Below are 16,339 nucleotides of genomic sequence, written 5' to 3'. Positions count from 1 at the left end.
CAGCTCGGTTGTCTGGTGCGCCGACCCGTTCCCACAAGTGGAAACCTCCTGCGAGGAATGCTCCCCGTGAAGGTCGCTTCCGCCATAGGGGACTTCTCGCGCAGAAACTCAGGTCTGCAAGTACCACAGTAGCGGAAATCAGAGAATTGGAACATCCGTCACGACCCATGATGCTCAAGTCGTTTTCCATCCGTTACGCTCGTGTCATCACAGCTGCCTCACCCTTGCGCGAGTACATTGGTGCGACCCGCAAAGAAGCGCCCGACCAGTTTCGACTTACATGCCCCACGTGCTGCGGATCGCCTGCGCAAGCATGCGGGTTTCGGTGACCAGATCCGTGCCGAACACGGTGGCCTTGTCTTTGTCGTGGCACGCTCGGGCCGCCAGCCACTGCACCTGCAGTCCGTCAGAAAGAGCTACCAGACAGCGCGCGAGAGATCGAGACGGCGCATCCGGTCTTACAGTTCCCGCTTTCTTCCCTTCGTCAAAAGCGCGGGTCAACATTTCAATCGTTGTGGCGAGGTGACCGGTAAACCATTCATGAGCCGGATGCTCATCGCTCACGGCAGCGCCACTCATCACCGAGTAGAGCGCCACCCCGGTGGGATCCTGCACATTCCGTTCAATCAGGTGCACCCACTGGTCAAGGAGCTTCCACGGGTCGTCGGTCGAATCGAGGAGGAATTCCTCGTGAGTTTTCTGGTCACGCTGGGTCAGAACGGCCGCGAAAAGCGCATCCTTGGACGGGAAGTAATGCAGCAACCCGGCTTTGGAGATCTCCGCTGCCCGCGCGATCTCCGCCAGAGATGTTCCCGCATATCCCTGATGAGCGAAAAGCTCGACCGCCTCGTGCAGGACTCGGGCGCGCTTGTCTTCACTGCCGGCGGGAGGACGTCCCGGCTGACGGCGCTTTCGTGGTTCTTCGCGTGTGGCCATAGTGTGATTGTTCCCCGAGGATGGCTCATTTTCAATCACCATGCGCAGCTCACCGGTTTTCGACATGCTGTCACGCTACAAAACAGTAACAAAGCGGCCATATTGCGGGCGCCAGTGCCTCCTCACGCTTCGCGCAGCCACCGACCGGTCCTCTGCGTTTCCTCGCCCCACGGCGCCGCTCACCCTGGGAGCAGCCCATCGACGCCACGCGCCCCGGCGCCACTGCGCAGAGGCACGCGCTCCTTGATGTCACCACCATCCCTGAACCGTCAATCGCCGGCGATGACACGCTTCTGGTCAACGTTTTTACGCCTCATCCCGGCCGCACCGATGCGCGCGCACCCGTCATGGTGTGGATCCACGGCGGTGGATACGTCGCAGGGTCTCCCTCGTCCCCCTGGCACGACGGGAACGCCTTCAACCGCGACGGCATTGTGACGGTCAGCGTGTCGTATCGCCTTGGCTTCGACGGTTTCGGCTGGGTCGACGGCTCCGATGCGCCCACGAACAGAGCGCTGCTCGATCTGATCATGGCGCTGACCTGGGTGCGAGACAATATCGCGAGCTTTGGCGGTGACCCCGATAACGTCACCGTGGCAGGTCACAGCGCGGGAGCAGCCTGCATCCACGCACTCATGGCATCCGGGCAAGCCGAGGGACTATTCCACGCCGCCATCTGTCAATCTCCCCTGCCCATCACGCTGACCGTTGACGACTCTCACGTCACGGCCGTACACATGGCCCTCGCAGCGGGTATCCCCGCCACCCTCGACGGTTGGTGTTCCCTGAGCGAGGAAACCATCTACTCCGCTCAACAGCACCTCATCATCGCGCTGGGCGAGACGGCACAGATGCAGGTTGACGCTGACGGTTGCGATCCGCTCACCATCGAATGCCCGCAGCGTTCCCCCTTCGGCCCCGTCATCGGAGACCCGGTCCTGCCTGATCACCCGGCCGTAATTGCGCGTACGCCCGGCCACACCTCGGTGCCACTGCTGATCGGTTCGACGGCGCACGAGTTCGCAGGTGAAAACGGCACAGGCACTAACCCGGCCACCACCGAGCAGGCCGCAGCCATTGCCTCCGCGCTGCAGACGTGCGGCTGGACCGCGGACGATGCCCGGCGATTCGTCGCACGCTGGAGCGCCTTGCGCGCCCCTCGCCAGATCCTGAACCAAGCGATCAGCACCGAGCCGCTCGTCCACGCCCCGCTTCGTCGCTGCCTGCAGTCCAGGGACGAGGGTGGCGCTGCTACCTGGCGCTACTGTTTTCAATGGCCGTGGCCGCGTCAACTCTCCCAGCACTGCTTCGATCTGCCGTTCTCATTCGATGTGCACCACAATCCAGAAGCCCAGACCGCGCTGGTACGCTTCCCCACTGACATCGAGCCGCCGCAATCCGCGCTCACCAGGCTGCGCAACGGTTTCGACGCGCCGGTTTATGACGGGGAACTGGACGCGGACAGTCTCTCCATGCATGAGGACTGGGTGTATTTCATTCGCCACCACAGTGCGCCGTGGCCGCAGTGGGATCCGCATTCCGCGCAGGTGCGCCTGTACTTCTAGCGCCCGGCAGCGTCCGCCTTTCCAGCGCCATCTGCGCCCGCACTCTCAGCAACCACACGTGACAGTGGCGCCGCGGTCCCCTCGTCAATGACCCTGACGAGCGGTAGTGGTGCTAGATGCGCATCCATGCCGCCAATGCAAGCAGGCCGAGCAGGCACCAGCCGCCGAACGACAAAGCACCTTCAGGCCGGTCCGTTTCCACAACCTCACCCGTTGACAGTTCGGCGGTCTGCTCATCCTCGATCTCCTGCACCACCGAATCTGTCAGGCTCGGATCACCCAGCGTGTACATCTGCCCGCCGGTGCGTTCGACCTGCTCCTGCATCTCTTCTGCTTCACCGAAGCTCAGGGACAGGTCCGGGTACAGGCCCGTGACAGTCACGCCGTACTCGATCGCCAGGTCAGTGGCCTCCTGCAGGGTATACAAAGGCGTGCCCTGAATCATGTTGTCGGTGGCGAACAGGACCGTGCGTGAGCGCTCCTTGTCTGTGTGGTCGAAGCCGTACACACAGGACGCCAGGCCGTCACCCGACTGCGAGGAGACGATGTCGGAGGTGTCCGGATCAGGGTCGTTGGGGTCAATATCCCAGATCTTCGGGTCATTGATGTGGCGGAATAAACGCTCCACCTCCGGTGTCATGACCCAGAAACTGTCCGGCATGTTGAAGTTGCCGGAATCGATCGTGTCAATAATCTCGGCAAAGACTTCATGCACCATGTCGTAGTCATCGGTCAGAGGAAACACAATCCAGGAACGGCCCGACCACAGCTGCAGGGAGACACGCTCGCCGGCAAATCCCGACACAATCGAATCGAAGGTTTCAATGATCTGCATGTCGTATGGCAGCATCGACCCTGACGCATCCAGGCACATGATCATGTCACGAGACTGCACGCTGTGGTTATCCACTCGCCGATCAACCGGCGATGCCGCCACCACGGCAGTGCTCAACGTCAAACCCAGCAGCAGCATCACCACACCCAGCAACGCCAGGCGCGAAAGGTTTTGCAGCTGGCGGTACTTCGGCAACGTCCGCACGAACCCACTGTTGGCAACCCACGCTTCGTGGCGGTGAGCGCGCGACCGGTCACGAAAGAAGATCCAGCTGGTCAGCGCCCCTAAAACGACAATGCCGATGACGACGGCAATAAACAGTGGGAATTTCATGAGTCCACCACCCGCCGCGCCTGAGCAATCACGGCACGCGTGTCAGCCTGGTTCTCCTCCTGGAACGAGGGGTCTTCGCACGCGTTCAGCACGTCAGCCAGCTCTGTCCACGTGGGCACCAGCTGGCGGATCTCTTCAACGGTGGCCACTTCCAGGTCACGCCCCGTTCGCTGAGTTCCCAGCGCACGCATCAAACCGGCAACGGCCAGGTGCACGCCGCGTGTGTCCAGGTCGCCCTCGTCCTGCCGGGCGGCAATCTGCGTGAGAAGTTCGTTGTAGCGTTTCTTTTCGGCCTGTGAAATCGTCATCAGTTCGGGGTGGTCCGCTTCGCGCGCATTGCGCCACCTCCACAGGCAGATCGACAGCCATGCAATGACCAGCAGGATCAGGACGCAGCCGGTGATCCACATCCAATGCGGGTAGGTCAGCGTATCCTGCAGCGAATCAGTGGGCACGACCGCTCCTTTCAAGCGCTGTGACAAGGGCACCAGGCACCGCCGCAACCGAATCCATCGACACCTGAGTGACCCCCACTCGCGCCAGCATCTCCGACACTGCCTGCTTGCGTTGACGCGCCACGATCGCGGCCTGCTCCGCCAGTTTCTTGTCACCGATGACGAATTCAGGCAGCTGACCGGCGTTGACGTCGATCACTTCAGTCCCTTTCGGCAAGGATGCCGCCAGCATGTCCCCCACCTGCATGACGATCACGCGGTGACGCACTGTGAGGCGTTTCAGGGCCTGCTCATCGGACAACTGCGGGCGCGTCTCATCTGTCACGATGACGATCAGGGATCGGCGGCGGGTTGCGGCGAACGCCCTCGTCAATAGCCTGTGCATGTCCGAGGGAGGCGCTGTCAGGTCGATGTTCGCCTTGAGCTGGCGCAAAATCATCTCCGCATGCTGGTTGCCGGAGCGAGCGGGCACGTGCCGCAAACGACGTGAATCGCCCGCAACCATACCTACCTGGTCGCCGCGCATGGAAGCCAGCCACGCGACAATGCGGCACGCTTCCAGGGCTACTTCGTTCTTTGACTCCCCCGAAGGTGCGAGGGCGCCCATGGATCGCCCGGCGTCGACCACCAGCATCATCTGCACGTTGGCGGTTGCTTCACGACGCTTGACGATGGGTTCCCCGGCTCGGGCGGTCGCTTTCCAGTCAATGTCCTTGACATCGTCGCCGCGCTGGTAGACCGCCATGTCACGAAACTCCATGCCCCGCCCGGTTCGTTCGGACGAGTGCCGACCTTCCATCACCGACAGGAGACGCCGCATGACAGGCAATTCGACGCGAGTGCCGATTGCCTGGAGCGTGCCGCGAGACGTGCCTGATGCCATGATGCAGATCCTTCTGGGTGTTTACGGCACCGGGACGGCGTTGAAGACAGAATCGATCAGGCGATCCACGTCCACACCGTCAGCGATCGCATCATAGGTGCGGATCATGCGGTGACGCAGCACTGCATGGCGCATCGCTTTGATTTCCTCAGGGGTGACGTAGTTGCGACCTGACATCAAGGCGAGGGCCTGAGAGACGCGCATCAGGGCGATACCGCCACGCGGGGAGGCTCCTACGCGCAGCAGTTTGCTCACCGGCTCGACGTAGCGAGGACCCTGGCCGCGCGTGGTGTTGATGATGTCAACGATGTAAGCCTTCAGGGTGTGGTGAATGAAGACGCGGTTCGTCATCTTCTGCAGCGTTGTCAGATCCTCGAGGCTGATCGGTTCTTCCTGGATCTGCGCATCCATCGTGCCCGCGTCGATGCGTTCGAGGACTTCGAGTTCTTCACGAGGCTGAGGGTAGGTGATAATCTGCTTCATCAGGAAGCGGTCCATCTGAGCTTCGGGCAGAACGTAGGTGCCTTCTTCTTCGATGGGGTTTTGCGTAGCCATGACCATGAAGGGTTTGGGCAATGGGTAGTTCACGCCGCCGATCGTTGTCTGAGCTTCCTGCATGGCCTCGAGCATGGCTGACTGGGTTTTCGCTGAGGAACGGTTGATTTCGTCCAGGAGCACGAGGTTGGCGTGAACAGGTCCGAGCTGCGTGACCATTTCGCCTGTCGCCTGGTTATAGACCTGCGCGCCGATAATGTCATTGGGCATGAGGTCAGGTGTGCATTGGATACGCCTGAAGGATCCGGATACTGCTGAAGCCAGGGTCTGGGCTGCTGTTGTCTTGGCCAGGCCAGGGACGGATTCAAGCAGGATGTGCCCGCGTGCCAGCAGTGACGCGATCAGTGCACGTCGCAGGTCATCCTGTCCCACCACACGGGAAGCGAAAATGCGTTCCACCCGAGACAGCAGGTCTCTGGCGTGGGAGAGTTCCTCGTCAGTCAGATAGTTCGGGCTCTGGCTCATGAACAGTATCTTTCTTCTTCAACTGTGCGATCGACGCACTCATTGTCTCACTTTGGTTGATGCGCCGCTGAGGCTAGTCTACGTTCGAGAAGATCACGATGGCTAGATAAAGACGAAGGGGCCCGTCCGGTTTCCCAGACGAGCCCCTGAACGTTCAGGCTGCGAGTCTCACTGGGAGACTACGCACCACCGATCTGCGGGTTCTGCAGATCGCATCGTCACTTGGCAGCTGCAATGCGATCGCGGAACTTCTTGAGCTGCTCGGTAATTTCTGCCGGCAGATGATCACCGAACTGTTCGAAGTACTTCTCGGTATCATCCATTTCGGCTTCCCACGCCTCAGGATCGATGAAGAACAGCTTGTCCCAAGCCTCTTTGTCAAGATCGAGTCCTTCAAGGTTGAAGTCCTCGAACTTCGGGTACAGGCCGGTGACGCCTTCGATGGCTTCGACCTCGCCGGCTGCGCGGCGAACGATCCAGTCGAGAACGCGGGAGTTGTCGCCGTATCCCGGCCACATGAACTTGCCGTCCTCGTCCTTACGGAACCAGTTGACCTGGTAGACCTTCGGGAACCTGTCGCCCAGTTCCTTCTGCATCTCCAGCCAGTGGCCCCAGTAGTCAGCCATGTTGTATCCGCAGAAGGGCAGCATGGCGAATGGGTCGTGGCGCAGGGAGCCGACTGAACCTTCAGCAGCAGCGGTCTGCTCGGATGCAACGGATGCACCAATGAACACACCGTGTGCAGGCTCGTACTGCTCAGCAACCAACGGAACGTTGGAAGCGCGGCGGCCGCCGAACAGGATTGCGGTGACCGGCACGCCTTCTGGTGCTTCCCAGTCGGGGCAGATGATCGGGCACTGCGATGCTGGAACCGTGAAACGTGAGTTCGGGTGTGCTGCCGGTGCATCGGACTCCGGCGTCCAGTCCTTGCCGTGCCAGTCGATCAGGTGCTCAGGCACGTCGCCGTCGATGCCTTCCCACCACACGTCGCCATCGTCAGTCAGTGCAACGTTGGTGAAGATGGAGTTGGCCTTGGCGGTTTCCATTGCCATCGGGTTGGTCTTGTAGGACGTTCCGGGGGCAACACCGAAGAAGCCGGCTTCCGGGTTGATGGCGCGCAGGGTGCCATCGGGACCGGGGCGCATCCATGCGATATCGTCACCGACGGTCTCAACCTTGTAGCCGTCAATGGTCGGCTGCAGCATAGCGAGGTTGGTCTTGCCACATGCTGACGGGAAGGCAGCGGTGATGTGGTACTGCTCGCCGGTCTTCTCAGAGGTCAGGCGCAGGATGAGCATGTGCTCCGCCATCCAGCCGTCGCGGCGAGCCATCGTCGATGCAATACGCAGTGCGAAGCACTTCTTGCCCAGCAGAGCGTTGCCGCCGTAACCGGAGCCGTAAGACCAGATCTCGTTGGTCTCGGGGAAGTGCGTGATGTACTTTTCGTCGTTGCACGGCCACTCGGTATCGGTCTCGCCCTCGGCAAGCGGCTTGCCGACGGAGTGAACTGCAGGAACCCACGGCTTGCCCTCGTTGATGAGGTCCATAGCCTTGGCACCCATGCGGGTCATGATGCGCATGTTGCACACAACGTACGGTGAGTCGGTGATCTCAATGCCGAGCTGGGAAATCGGGCCACCCAGCGGTCCCATGGAGAACGGCACCACGTACATGGTGCGTCCCTTCATCGCGCCGGTGAACTTCTCCTTCAGAGTTGCCTTCATCTCCTTGGGATCTGCCCAGTGATTCGTCGGGCCGGCGTCTTCTTCCTTCTCGCAGCAGATGAATGTGCGGGATTCGACACGGGCGACGTCAGACGGCAGAGAACGAGCCAGGAAGGAGTTGGGGCGCTTCTCTTCGTTCAGACGCGTGAACATGCCTGAGTCAACCATCTGCTCAGTCAGACGATCCCATTCTTCCTGGGAGCCATCAGAGAACTCGATGGCATCAGGTGTGGTCAGAGCAGCAATCTCGGCCACCCAACTCACGACGTCTTCGGGAGCATTTGATGGCGCTGCGGAGCGGACATCTTGTTCGGTCACGGACATACTTTTGCCTCCTGAGGCACTCGGTACTCCAGGGCGCGGTCACGCCCTCGATCTACGATCCCATCATCTCGCACCATAGGGGTTTTCGCTAGGGCGAATAGTCCCACCGCTGGTGTGTCCGACTCCACATTCACCGCCGGTTTGGCGCACGATTCCGCGCCAGCCTTAGAATAAACGCGTGCGAAAATCCTTATTTAGCTCGCCAGCACACCTGCACGTATGCGCGAGGATTTCGCGAAATTAACTGCTTGTGTGAAACTTGCAGCGATTTGCCCTAATGTTAACTATGTCTGACAGACATGTGAATACTGGGAGTCCGTATGCCTTTACGTAAGTCCGATGGGCCGTCGTTTTTCGATCTACTCACTAAGCAAGCAGCACTTTTAGTATCAGCTGTCGATCTTCTGGGATCCATGCTCGGCTCACTGCCCCTGGAGCGAGTCGCCCTCCGCGACAAGCTTCACGAAATTGAACACGAGGCAGATGAGCTTAACCATGCGTTAACGAAAAAGCTCAATATGTCGTTCGTGACCCCGTTCGACCGTGAAGACCTCGGCTTCCTTGCCGGTCGGCTCGACGACTGCATGGACTACATGGACGAGGCTGGCGACCTGATCGTGCTGTACGGCCTCGACGACATTCCCGAGGACGTCGCCACGCTGCTCGCAGCACAGATCAACGTTCTGGTGCGCTGCGCAGATCAGACCGCGACCGCTCTGCCCGGCCTGAAGTCTCCACTTGACCTGCGTGACTACTGGGTGGAGATCAACCGCCTCGAAAACGAGGGTGACAAGGCCTACCGTCACACTCTGACAGCACTGTTCGACTCCTCTCTGGATCCAGTCACCATCATCAAACTCAAAGACGTCGTGCAGGTTCTTGAGCGAGGAACCGACGCATTTGAGGACCTCGCCAACGGTATTGAAGCCATTGCCGTGAAGGAGTCCTGAAGCGGTGGATCTCAATCTGATCCTTGTCGTAATGGTGATCGTCATCGCCCTGATTTTCGACTTCACCAACGGATTTCACGATGCTGCCAACGCAATCGCGACGTCCGTGTCGACCCGCGCGCTGACCCCCCGCGTCGCCTTGATCATGGCCGCCGTCATGAACATCTTCGGCGCGCTCATGGGCACGGAAGTAGCCAAGACTATCGGTGAAGGCATCATCGACATCTCTCACTACTCTCTGTCAACGGATACGGGTCTGCAACGCGAGGGCCTCGTCATTGTTCTGGCAGCCCTGGTGGGGGCCTGCACGTGGAACCTGATTACGTGGTGGTTTGGGTTGCCGTCCTCGTCATCGCATGCGTTGATCGGCGGTCTGGTCGGTGCCGGGCTTGCGTCCGCGACTGCCGTGAAGTGGACCGGTATCGTGCAGCACGTCATCGTCCCCATGTTTGCCTCCCCCGTCATTGGCTTCCTGCTGGGTTTCATCCTCATGAAGGTTGTGCTGTGGTTGTTCGCAAACTTCCCGTATCACCGCACGATGCGTAACTTCCGCCTGGCGCAGACACTGTCAGCTGCAGCAATGGCATTGGGTCATGGTCTGCAGGATGCTCAAAAGACGATGGGTGTCATCGTCATGGCCCTCATTGCAGGCGGCTACGGTGAGACCCACCAGGTGTTCGACCCTGCCACCGGCGACATGCAGATTCCTCTGTGGGTCAAGCTCGCCGCGGCTGGCGCAATCTCGCTGGGCACATACTCGGGCGGCTGGCGAATCATGCGCACCCTTGGCCGCAAAATCATCGACCTGGATCCTGCACGCGGTTTCGTTGCGGAGACCATTTCTGCCGCCGTGCTCTACCTGTCGGCGTTCGTCTTCCACGCACCGATTTCGACGACGCACACCATCACCTCGGCAATTCTGGGCGTGGGTTCAACCCGGCGATTCTCAGCGGTGCGCTGGGGCGTGGCTGGAAACATCGTGATCGCATGGTTCCTGACACTGCCCGCTGCGGCGGCAGTGGCGGCAGTGCTGTTCTTCGCCATCCACGGTCTGGTTGGCATCGTCTAGAAGCACGTACGCTCGCTGCGCAGTCCCCGCCGAATCACACGTGCTCCCTCTGAGCGTCCGCACCGGACTTTTCGACAATTTCGCGCCGGTTTTCGTCGAAAATTCTCTATCTTTTTCATACCCCGTTCGATACCATGAAAGTGTCCTGACAACTCAGCTGTCGCCTCCGTTGCAGGTGGCGTTTTCCTCTCATCCACTCATTTACGAGGGCGACTGCGCGACGCTAAGTGAGAACGATATGCTGAACTTTCAAGACCTTTCTTCTTCGCATCGCCCGACATCACGAACCGTGTGTGCAGCATTGAGTGCATGCGGGTTCGCAGTGGCGGCATCCATGCTGGCCGGGTGTTCGTTCCTCGGATCGGGTAACGACACGTCAGCTTTTGACCTGAAGGTTGGCCAGTGTATCGAGGCCCCGCCTGAAGATGAGATCGTGGAATCCCTGCCCGTGGTTGAATGCTCGGAACCCCATGTCGGCGAAGTCATGTACGACTATGAGATTGACGCCCCGGAGTACTCTGAGTCGCTGTCGGATGAGGCCACCGTTGAGTGCGCGAAGCACTTCGAAGAATATGTCGGTGTCCCTTTGGAAGCCTCGCAGTTGGACGTGGCGCCGTTGAGCCCATCTGAAGATTCATGGAAAGAAGGCGACCGCGTGGTTTCCTGCCTCATTTTCCACGAGACTGGCCAGACACTGAATCAGTCAGTTAGGGATTCCAAGATGTAATGCTCCGCGTAAAGGTTGAAAACGCGATAATCGTGGGGCGCCCTCGCCAGTGATTGACGTGGGCGCCCCACGGCATACAAAACCCGGCGGGCAACCCCTCACCCTATGTCTGACAGTAGGCCGCGAGGCCTCATAAGTGGTGAGAAGCTGCCCGCCGGAAGCATTGCCGGGCCAGGAAGCCCGCGATCTTATCCGAAGCGTCCGGAGATGTAGTCCTCGGTCGCCTGCTTGGACGGATTCGAGAAGATCGTCTCGGTGTCGTCGAATTCGACGAGCTCGCCGGAGCCGCCCGTTTCCTTCAGGTTGAAGAAACCGGTCTTGTCCGACACACGCGATGCCTGCTGCATGTTGTGCGTGACGATAACGATCGTGTACTCCGACTTCAGCTCGTTCATCAGGTCCTCAATGGCGAGCGTGGAGATCGGGTCGAGAGCCGAACACGGCTCGTCCATCAGAAGGACCTCGGGGCGCACCGCGATGGCGCGTGCAATACACAGACGCTGCTGCTGGCCACCAGACAGTGAAGATCCCGGGATGTCCAGCCTGTCTTTAACTTCGTTCCACAGGTTCGCACCGCGAAGTGACTTTTCAACGATCTCGTCCTGCATCGCCTTGTTCATACGTCGCGCGTTGAGCTTCATGCCAGCGAGCACGTTCTCACGAATCGACATCGTGGGGAACGGGTTGGCGCGCTGGAACACCATGCCGACATGGCGACGCACCTGGACGGGGTCGATCTTCTTGTCGTAGATGTCGACGCCTTCCAGCTCAACTTTGCCTTCCACATGCGCACCGGGGATCACCTCGTGCATGCGGTTCAGGGAACGCAGGAATGTCGACTTGCCACATCCTGACGGGCCAATCAACGCGGTGATCGCGTGGCGTGGAATTTCCACCGTCACATCTTTCACGGCAAGAAAATCGCCGTAGTAGATCTGTTCATCGGTGATATTGAAACACGTCGTCATCGTTTTAACTCCGTCTTTTTTCACTGTCAGATTTGAAGGCGACGCGTCACGTGGCTCATCGTAAGCGCGTTCCGTCTGCGTTGCCACGGCTGTCTGTGTGCCCTGCCCCGCGGGATTATCCATTGTGCTCATCGTTTAGCGTCCTCCCTTGGGAGCAAAAATCTTGGCGATCACTCGGGCAATCAGGTTCAGAACCATCACCAACAGGATGAGGACGAGGGCGGCCGCCCACGCCCGTTCATAGTTGATGGTGGGTACGCAGTTAGCGACACCTTCTCGACAGGTGGCCAGGCCCTGCGAGTACTGTCGGTAGATGTACACCGGCAGTGTCGCCATGCGGCCGTCCATCACATTGACGTTCATGCGTCCAATGAAGCCTGCGGTGATCAGCAGCGGGGCTGTTTCACCGATGACGCGGGCGATAGCCAGCATGACGGAGGTAGTCAGGCCTGCTGCAGCGGTACGCAGTACGACTTTCACCACGACACGCCACTTTGGCACGCCCAGAGCGTAGGCAGCTTCACGCAGTTCGTTAGGAACCAGGCGCAGCATTTCCTCACTGGAACGCACCACTGTCGGGATCATCAACACCGACAAGGCGATCGCGCCGATGATGCCTGCTCGATAGGAGGGGTCGTACAACATGAAGATCGAGGCGGCGAACAGACCAGCAACAATCGAGGGGATGCCGGTCATGACGTCGACGAAAAATGTCGTGGCCTTCGACAGGAGCCCGTTGTTACCGTATTCGACCAGGTAGATTGCCGTGAAGATACCGATCGGCGCAGAAATCAGTGTCGCCCACAGTGTCACGAGTGTGGTTCCGACCAGTGCGTGGGCGATACCGCCGCCCACTTTACCGCCGAACATGCCGACCATATCGCTGACGAGGAAGTCCCACGTGGTGCGCAGGTAGCCATTACTGATCACCGTGACCAACACCGTGACCAGCGGAATCATGGCAAGAGCGAATGCGACAGTCACCAGAACTGTCACGAAGCCATTGGTGAGTTTTCTTCCGATTGGCAGCGACTCATGGATCGGGCTCTGATGGCCGCGATTGTTGTCTGAATCGGAAACGTCCTTCGGCGAAGTGTTCGTACCAAGTGTTGCTGTGCTCATCAGTTCGCTCCTGAGAATGCGGCTCGACGCGAGACGATCCAGCGCGCAATCGAGTTGACGATGAGGGTGATCGCGAACAGAGCAAGACCCGTTGCGATCAGAGCCGACGAGTTGATGCCCGTTGATTCGGGGAACTGCAAGGCAATGTTGGCCGCAATCGTGGAGTGCTGACCTGCCTCGAGGATGTGCCATGAAATATTGCTGCCGACTGACAGCACCATGACGACAGCCATTGTTTCACCAAGAGCTCGGCCAAGGCCCAGCATGGACGCTGACACGATACCGGAGCGTCCGAACGGCAGAACGGCCATCTTGATCATTTCCCACTTCGTGGCACCAAGGGCCAAAGCAGCCTCTTCGTGCAGGCGCGGGGTCTGCAGGAAGACCTCTCGCGACACGGAAGTAATGATGGGCAAAATCATGACAGCAAGGATCACCACCGCGGAGGCGAGTACACGGCCCGTTGGGGACACTGTGCCGGCGAAGAGTGGGAACCAGTCGAAGTACTTACCCAGGAAGTCATAGAGCGGCATGAGGATCGGGATCAACCAGATCGCACCCCAGAGGCCGTAAATAACGGACGGAACTGCCGCAAGCAGGTCAACGAGGTATCCAAGAACCTGGCTGATACGCGGAGGTGCGTAATGGGAAATAAAGAGGGCGACACCGACTGCAACAGGAACGGACAGGAGCAGTGCCAGCACTGCTGCCAGGATCGTGCCGAATATCTGCGGCGCCGTGAACTTCCAAATCGTGACTTCCTCAGCCGACCCCATCATCTTGAAACGCAGGGAAGGGTCGGAAATCGCGGGCCACGCCCGCAGCAGTAGGAAGATCGCTACTGCTGCGAGCGTGCACAAGATTAACGAAGCAGCGGCGGTTGAGAGGCCAGCGAAAACCTTGTTACCGATTCTCCCTGGCGTTCTCTCCCAGCTCTTATTCTTCGTTGTTGTAGGTGTCGTAACCAACGCGAACCTGTACCTTACTTGATCTGGTCCAGAACGCCGTTGATTTCACTGCGCATTGCTTCGGAGATGGGAGCCGCACCAGCGTTGTCGGCTGCCATCTGCTGGCCTTCCTCGGAAGCCTGGTATCCGATGAATGCCTTGACCAGTTCGGCCTCGTTCGCATCCTCGTAGGTGGAGCACACGATTGAGTAGGAGATCAGAATCAGCGGGTAGGAGTCGTTCGTCTCGGGCACGCGGTTCACGGACAGTGCGATGTCGTTGGCATCGCGATCCGCAACGCGCTCAGCCGTTTCAGCGGCCTTGGCTGCTGTCTCAGCAGAGAAGGAGACGTAGGTTCCGTCGGCTGCTGCCAGTGCGACAGTTCCGAGGTTGCCGACCTGAGAAGCATCGGCGTAGCCGATGGTGCCGTTACCGGCCTGGACGGCCTGGACAAGTCCAGAGGTCTTGTCACCGGATTCGCCACCGGAGACTGGCCATTCCTTGCCTGGATCCGTCGGCCATGCCTCGGGAGCAGCTGAGTGCAGGTAGTCGGTGAAGTTCTCGGTCGTACCTGACTTGTCGGAACGGTGAACAGGGGTGATGGCGAGATCTGGGAGCTTCGCATCCGGGTTTGCCTTGGCAATTGCCGGATCGTTCCAGTTGGTGATTTCGCCGGCGAAGATCTTGGCGATGGTTGCGGCATCCATGTTCAGGGAGTCGACACCCTCAAGGTTGAAGATAACGGCAACCGGGGAGATGTACACCGGAAGGTCCCATGCAGGTCCACCACAGCGTGCTTCGGCTGCTGCGATCTCGTCGCCTTCAAGCGGGGCGTCCGATCCGGCCCATGCAACCTGCTTGCTGGTGAACTGTGTGATACCGGTACCTGAGCCAACTGCCTCGTAGGAAACAGTCACATCAGGGTTAAGTTCGTTGAAGCCTGCCTTCCAAGCTTCCATCGCGGCTTCCTGGGAGGACGCACCCGAACCGGCAACCGAACCTGAGAGGTCAGTCGCAGGTGCAACTTCATCCTGAGCTGACTGAGAGTCGCCGGATGCTCCGTTGTCCGCGCCTGTGCTTTCCGCTTTGTCTCCGCCGCCGCAAGCAGCCAGAGCGAGCGTCATGGTGGTGGCACCTGCCAGAGTGGCGAGAAGCTTTGTACGAGCATGCACTGTCATTGATCATCTTCCGTTCTGCCGCCACTGTGGCGGCGCGTTGACGATAGACCCGGAATGTCCCGGATATTGCTCACGCTAAGAGGGGGAAGTGACAGCAAAGCCGGTTAAAGATGAACAAATGGTGAACTTGCACGTGAGGGTGCCCACACAGTTATAAAATTGTAACCTTTGCCCGGTTTTTAGGGCCTGAAATTCATTCAAACGTGACAATTCCGGACGCGATTTGCGCCCGTCAGAGCGTCGCCAGCTTGGTGAGAGGGCGATACGTTTCCACGGCAACAACGCACGGGCCACCCTCGTGCATGACGATATGAGCCAGGAGCATCTGAGCAGTCTTGAGCCACGGCGACTCCGCTGGGAACGCGGCGTGCAACGATGAGGGCGAGTACGAGCGTATCGGCTCAAACAGGGCAGGCAGCGTGGGCCTGTGCGCGCAGATAATCGTCGGCGCGGACCCGGGGTTTTCAATTGCTTCATTGACGAGGGCGGAGCCTGCGGCCGGGTTGTCTGTCATCGCGCTTTCATCCAGCTCGTCGAACAGCTCCATGCCGATGCCGGTCAGTGACGCGTACGGTCCGACGGTGGACGCACAGCGTCGCCACGACGAGGACAGGACCTTCGTGATGCCAAATGCTGACATGAGATCGATCAAGTCGATGCTCTGGCGAACGCCGATACGCGCCAAGGGGCGATCCGCATCCGACCCTTCCCAACGCCCGCGCTTCACGGCCTTTGAGTGGCGCACAATGGCCAGCGTGGAGCTGACAAGTCCACCGCTTTCAGCCAGAGCTACGAGCTCATCCAGCAGACGGCGATCGCCTCGGCGGGTCAACGTGCGGCGTGCAAGTGACGGGCTCACCCAGCGCGTATTGTCGATCTCGCGGCGGGAGGCCTGATGGACAGGCGGGCGGCTGAGCAGTGCCGGAGAATCGGGCTGGCAGGCCTGTCCGACCCAGTAGTGGACCTCCTTGATGTGGCCCGCGCCAAGTCGGTAGCGCTGAATGGTCAGTGGCGCTCCCAGCGTGACCGGCAGGCCGGTTTCTTCTTCCACTTCCCGCACGGCGGCCACCGGCAGCGGCTCGTTGAGTTCAGTCTTACCTTTGGGCCACGACCAGTCGTTGTAGCGCGGCCGATGGACCAGCAGGACCTCTATATCATCGGGATCAATGACGTCACCGAGGGTGGCGTCGCGGTCAGACTGCGTAAATCTCCACACCAATGCACCGGCGGCTCTGACTAGCCGGCTCGGTATCGGTGACGGATGGGAACGGGACACGTCATAAGCGTATCTGACCCAGTGCCA

Annotated in this window: 15 protein-coding genes; 4 read left to right on the top strand and 11 right to left on the bottom strand. The window is 59.7% G+C overall.

Going from position 1 to position 16,339, the window contains the following annotated elements:
- Window positions 1–276: 276 nt before the first annotated feature.
- A complete protein-coding gene (locus AC1DA5_RS06020) occupies window positions 277–1,002 on the bottom strand; it encodes a TetR/AcrR family transcriptional regulator (RefSeq protein WP_058237322.1) in 726 nt (241 codons plus the stop codon).
- 35 nt (window positions 1,003–1,037) lie between these two features.
- On the opposite strand from AC1DA5_RS06020, the gene AC1DA5_RS06015 reads away from it, so the two are divergent.
- Window positions 1,038–2,501 (top strand): carboxylesterase family protein, encoded by a 1,464-nt coding sequence (locus tag AC1DA5_RS06015; protein WP_082628594.1) that lies wholly within the window; start codon window positions 1,038–1,040, stop codon window positions 2,499–2,501.
- A gap of 112 nt (window positions 2,502–2,613) precedes the next feature.
- Here the strand turns inward: AC1DA5_RS06015 and AC1DA5_RS06010 are convergent, their stop codons facing one another.
- From AC1DA5_RS06010 to AC1DA5_RS05990, 5 genes are all read right to left on the bottom strand, one after another.
- On the bottom strand, window positions 2,614–3,669 hold the full coding sequence (locus tag AC1DA5_RS06010; RefSeq protein WP_480289549.1) for a vWA domain-containing protein: 1,056 nt from the start codon (window positions 3,667–3,669) through the stop codon (window positions 2,614–2,616).
- Window positions 3,666–4,124, bottom strand: a complete 459-nt coding sequence (locus AC1DA5_RS06005) for a hypothetical protein (RefSeq protein WP_058237325.1) — start codon at window positions 4,122–4,124, stop codon at window positions 3,666–3,668. The genes AC1DA5_RS06010 and AC1DA5_RS06005 overlap by 4 nt, the downstream gene beginning before the upstream one ends.
- On the bottom strand, window positions 4,114–5,007 hold the full coding sequence (locus AC1DA5_RS06000; protein ID WP_058237326.1) for a DUF58 domain-containing protein: 894 nt from the start codon (window positions 5,005–5,007) through the stop codon (window positions 4,114–4,116). Before AC1DA5_RS06000 ends, AC1DA5_RS06005 begins: the two co-directional genes overlap by 11 nt.
- A 21-nt stretch (window positions 5,008–5,028) precedes the next feature.
- The gene (locus tag AC1DA5_RS05995) at window positions 5,029–6,027 is read right to left on the bottom strand and encodes an AAA family ATPase (RefSeq protein ID WP_058237327.1); all 999 of its coding nucleotides are present in this window, start codon (window positions 6,025–6,027) and stop codon (window positions 5,029–5,031) included.
- A 218-nt stretch (window positions 6,028–6,245) separates the two neighbouring features.
- Window positions 6,246–8,075: a phosphoenolpyruvate carboxykinase (GTP) gene (locus AC1DA5_RS05990; RefSeq protein ID WP_058237328.1), complete on the bottom strand. Its 1,830-nt coding sequence runs from the start codon at window positions 8,073–8,075 to the stop codon at window positions 6,246–6,248.
- A gap of 320 nt (window positions 8,076–8,395) precedes the next feature.
- On the opposite strand from AC1DA5_RS05990, the gene AC1DA5_RS05985 reads away from it, so the two are divergent.
- The 3 genes from AC1DA5_RS05985 to AC1DA5_RS05975 all read left to right on the top strand — a co-directional run bounded on the left by AC1DA5_RS05985 (window position 8,396) and on the right by AC1DA5_RS05975 (window position 10,821).
- Entirely contained in the window at window positions 8,396–9,025 is a 630-nt protein-coding gene (locus AC1DA5_RS05985) for a DUF47 domain-containing protein (RefSeq protein WP_058237329.1), read from the top strand.
- A gap of 4 nt (window positions 9,026–9,029) precedes the next feature.
- On the top strand, window positions 9,030–10,094 hold the full coding sequence (locus AC1DA5_RS05980) for an inorganic phosphate transporter (protein ID WP_058237330.1): 1,065 nt from the start codon (window positions 9,030–9,032) through the stop codon (window positions 10,092–10,094).
- A 238-nt stretch (window positions 10,095–10,332) separates the two neighbouring features.
- On the top strand, window positions 10,333–10,821 hold the full coding sequence (locus AC1DA5_RS05975) for a septum formation family protein (protein WP_058237331.1): 489 nt from the start codon (window positions 10,333–10,335) through the stop codon (window positions 10,819–10,821).
- A 188-nt stretch (window positions 10,822–11,009) separates the two neighbouring features.
- On the opposite strand, the gene pstB is transcribed toward AC1DA5_RS05975, so the two are convergent.
- The 5 genes from pstB to AC1DA5_RS05950 all read right to left on the bottom strand — a co-directional run bounded on the left by pstB (window position 11,010) and on the right by AC1DA5_RS05950 (window position 16,312).
- The gene (gene pstB / locus AC1DA5_RS05970; RefSeq protein WP_058237898.1) at window positions 11,010–11,789 is read right to left on the bottom strand and encodes a phosphate ABC transporter ATP-binding protein PstB; all 780 of its coding nucleotides are present in this window, start codon (window positions 11,787–11,789) and stop codon (window positions 11,010–11,012) included.
- Window positions 11,790–11,924: 135 nt separating this feature from the next.
- The gene (gene pstA / locus AC1DA5_RS05965; protein ID WP_092648851.1) at window positions 11,925–12,911 is read right to left on the bottom strand and encodes a phosphate ABC transporter permease PstA; all 987 of its coding nucleotides are present in this window, start codon (window positions 12,909–12,911) and stop codon (window positions 11,925–11,927) included.
- The gene (gene pstC / locus AC1DA5_RS05960; protein ID WP_058237332.1) at window positions 12,911–13,879 is read right to left on the bottom strand and encodes a phosphate ABC transporter permease subunit PstC; all 969 of its coding nucleotides are present in this window, start codon (window positions 13,877–13,879) and stop codon (window positions 12,911–12,913) included. Before pstC ends, pstA begins: the two co-directional genes overlap by 1 nt.
- A 14-nt stretch (window positions 13,880–13,893) precedes the next feature.
- A complete protein-coding gene (gene pstS, locus AC1DA5_RS05955) occupies window positions 13,894–15,036 on the bottom strand; it encodes a phosphate ABC transporter substrate-binding protein PstS (RefSeq protein ID WP_480289545.1) in 1,143 nt (380 codons plus the stop codon).
- Between the two features lie 232 nt (window positions 15,037–15,268).
- Window positions 15,269–16,312, bottom strand: coding sequence for an NUDIX hydrolase (locus AC1DA5_RS05950; protein WP_058237334.1), 1,044 nt, complete (start codon window positions 16,310–16,312; stop codon window positions 15,269–15,271).
- Between the last annotated feature and the right edge of the window lie 27 nt (window positions 16,313–16,339).

The organism is Pauljensenia sp. C0254C2 (genome assembly GCF_056583835.1).
This window is presented reverse-complemented; position numbering and strand designations above follow the sequence as displayed.

Excerpts from the sequence above, each read along its gene's own strand:
- AC1DA5_RS06010 (WP_480289549.1), bottom strand. The coding sequence starts at position 3,669 with ATGAAATTCCCACTGTTTATTGCCGTCGTCATCGGCATTGTCGTTTTA.
- pstB (WP_058237898.1), bottom strand. The coding sequence starts at position 11,789 with ATGACGACGTGTTTCAATATCACCGATGAACAGATCTACTACGGCGAT.
- pstS (WP_480289545.1), bottom strand. The coding sequence starts at position 15,036 with ATGACAGTGCATGCTCGTACAAAGCTTCTCGCCACTCTGGCAGGTGCC.
- AC1DA5_RS05975 (WP_058237331.1), top strand. The coding sequence starts at position 10,333 with ATGCTGAACTTTCAAGACCTTTCTTCTTCGCATCGCCCGACATCACGA.
- pstA (WP_092648851.1), bottom strand. The coding sequence starts at position 12,911 with ATGAGCACAGCAACACTTGGTACGAACACTTCGCCGAAGGACGTTTCC.
- AC1DA5_RS06000 (WP_058237326.1), bottom strand. The coding sequence starts at position 5,007 with ATGGCATCAGGCACGTCTCGCGGCACGCTCCAGGCAATCGGCACTCGC.
- AC1DA5_RS05985 (WP_058237329.1), top strand. The coding sequence starts at position 8,396 with ATGCCTTTACGTAAGTCCGATGGGCCGTCGTTTTTCGATCTACTCACT.
- AC1DA5_RS06020 (WP_058237322.1), bottom strand. The coding sequence starts at position 1,002 with ATGTCGAAAACCGGTGAGCTGCGCATGGTGATTGAAAATGAGCCATCC.
- AC1DA5_RS05990 (WP_058237328.1), bottom strand. The coding sequence starts at position 8,075 with ATGTCCGTGACCGAACAAGATGTCCGCTCCGCAGCGCCATCAAATGCT.
- AC1DA5_RS05995 (WP_058237327.1), bottom strand. The coding sequence starts at position 6,027 with ATGAGCCAGAGCCCGAACTATCTGACTGACGAGGAACTCTCCCACGCC.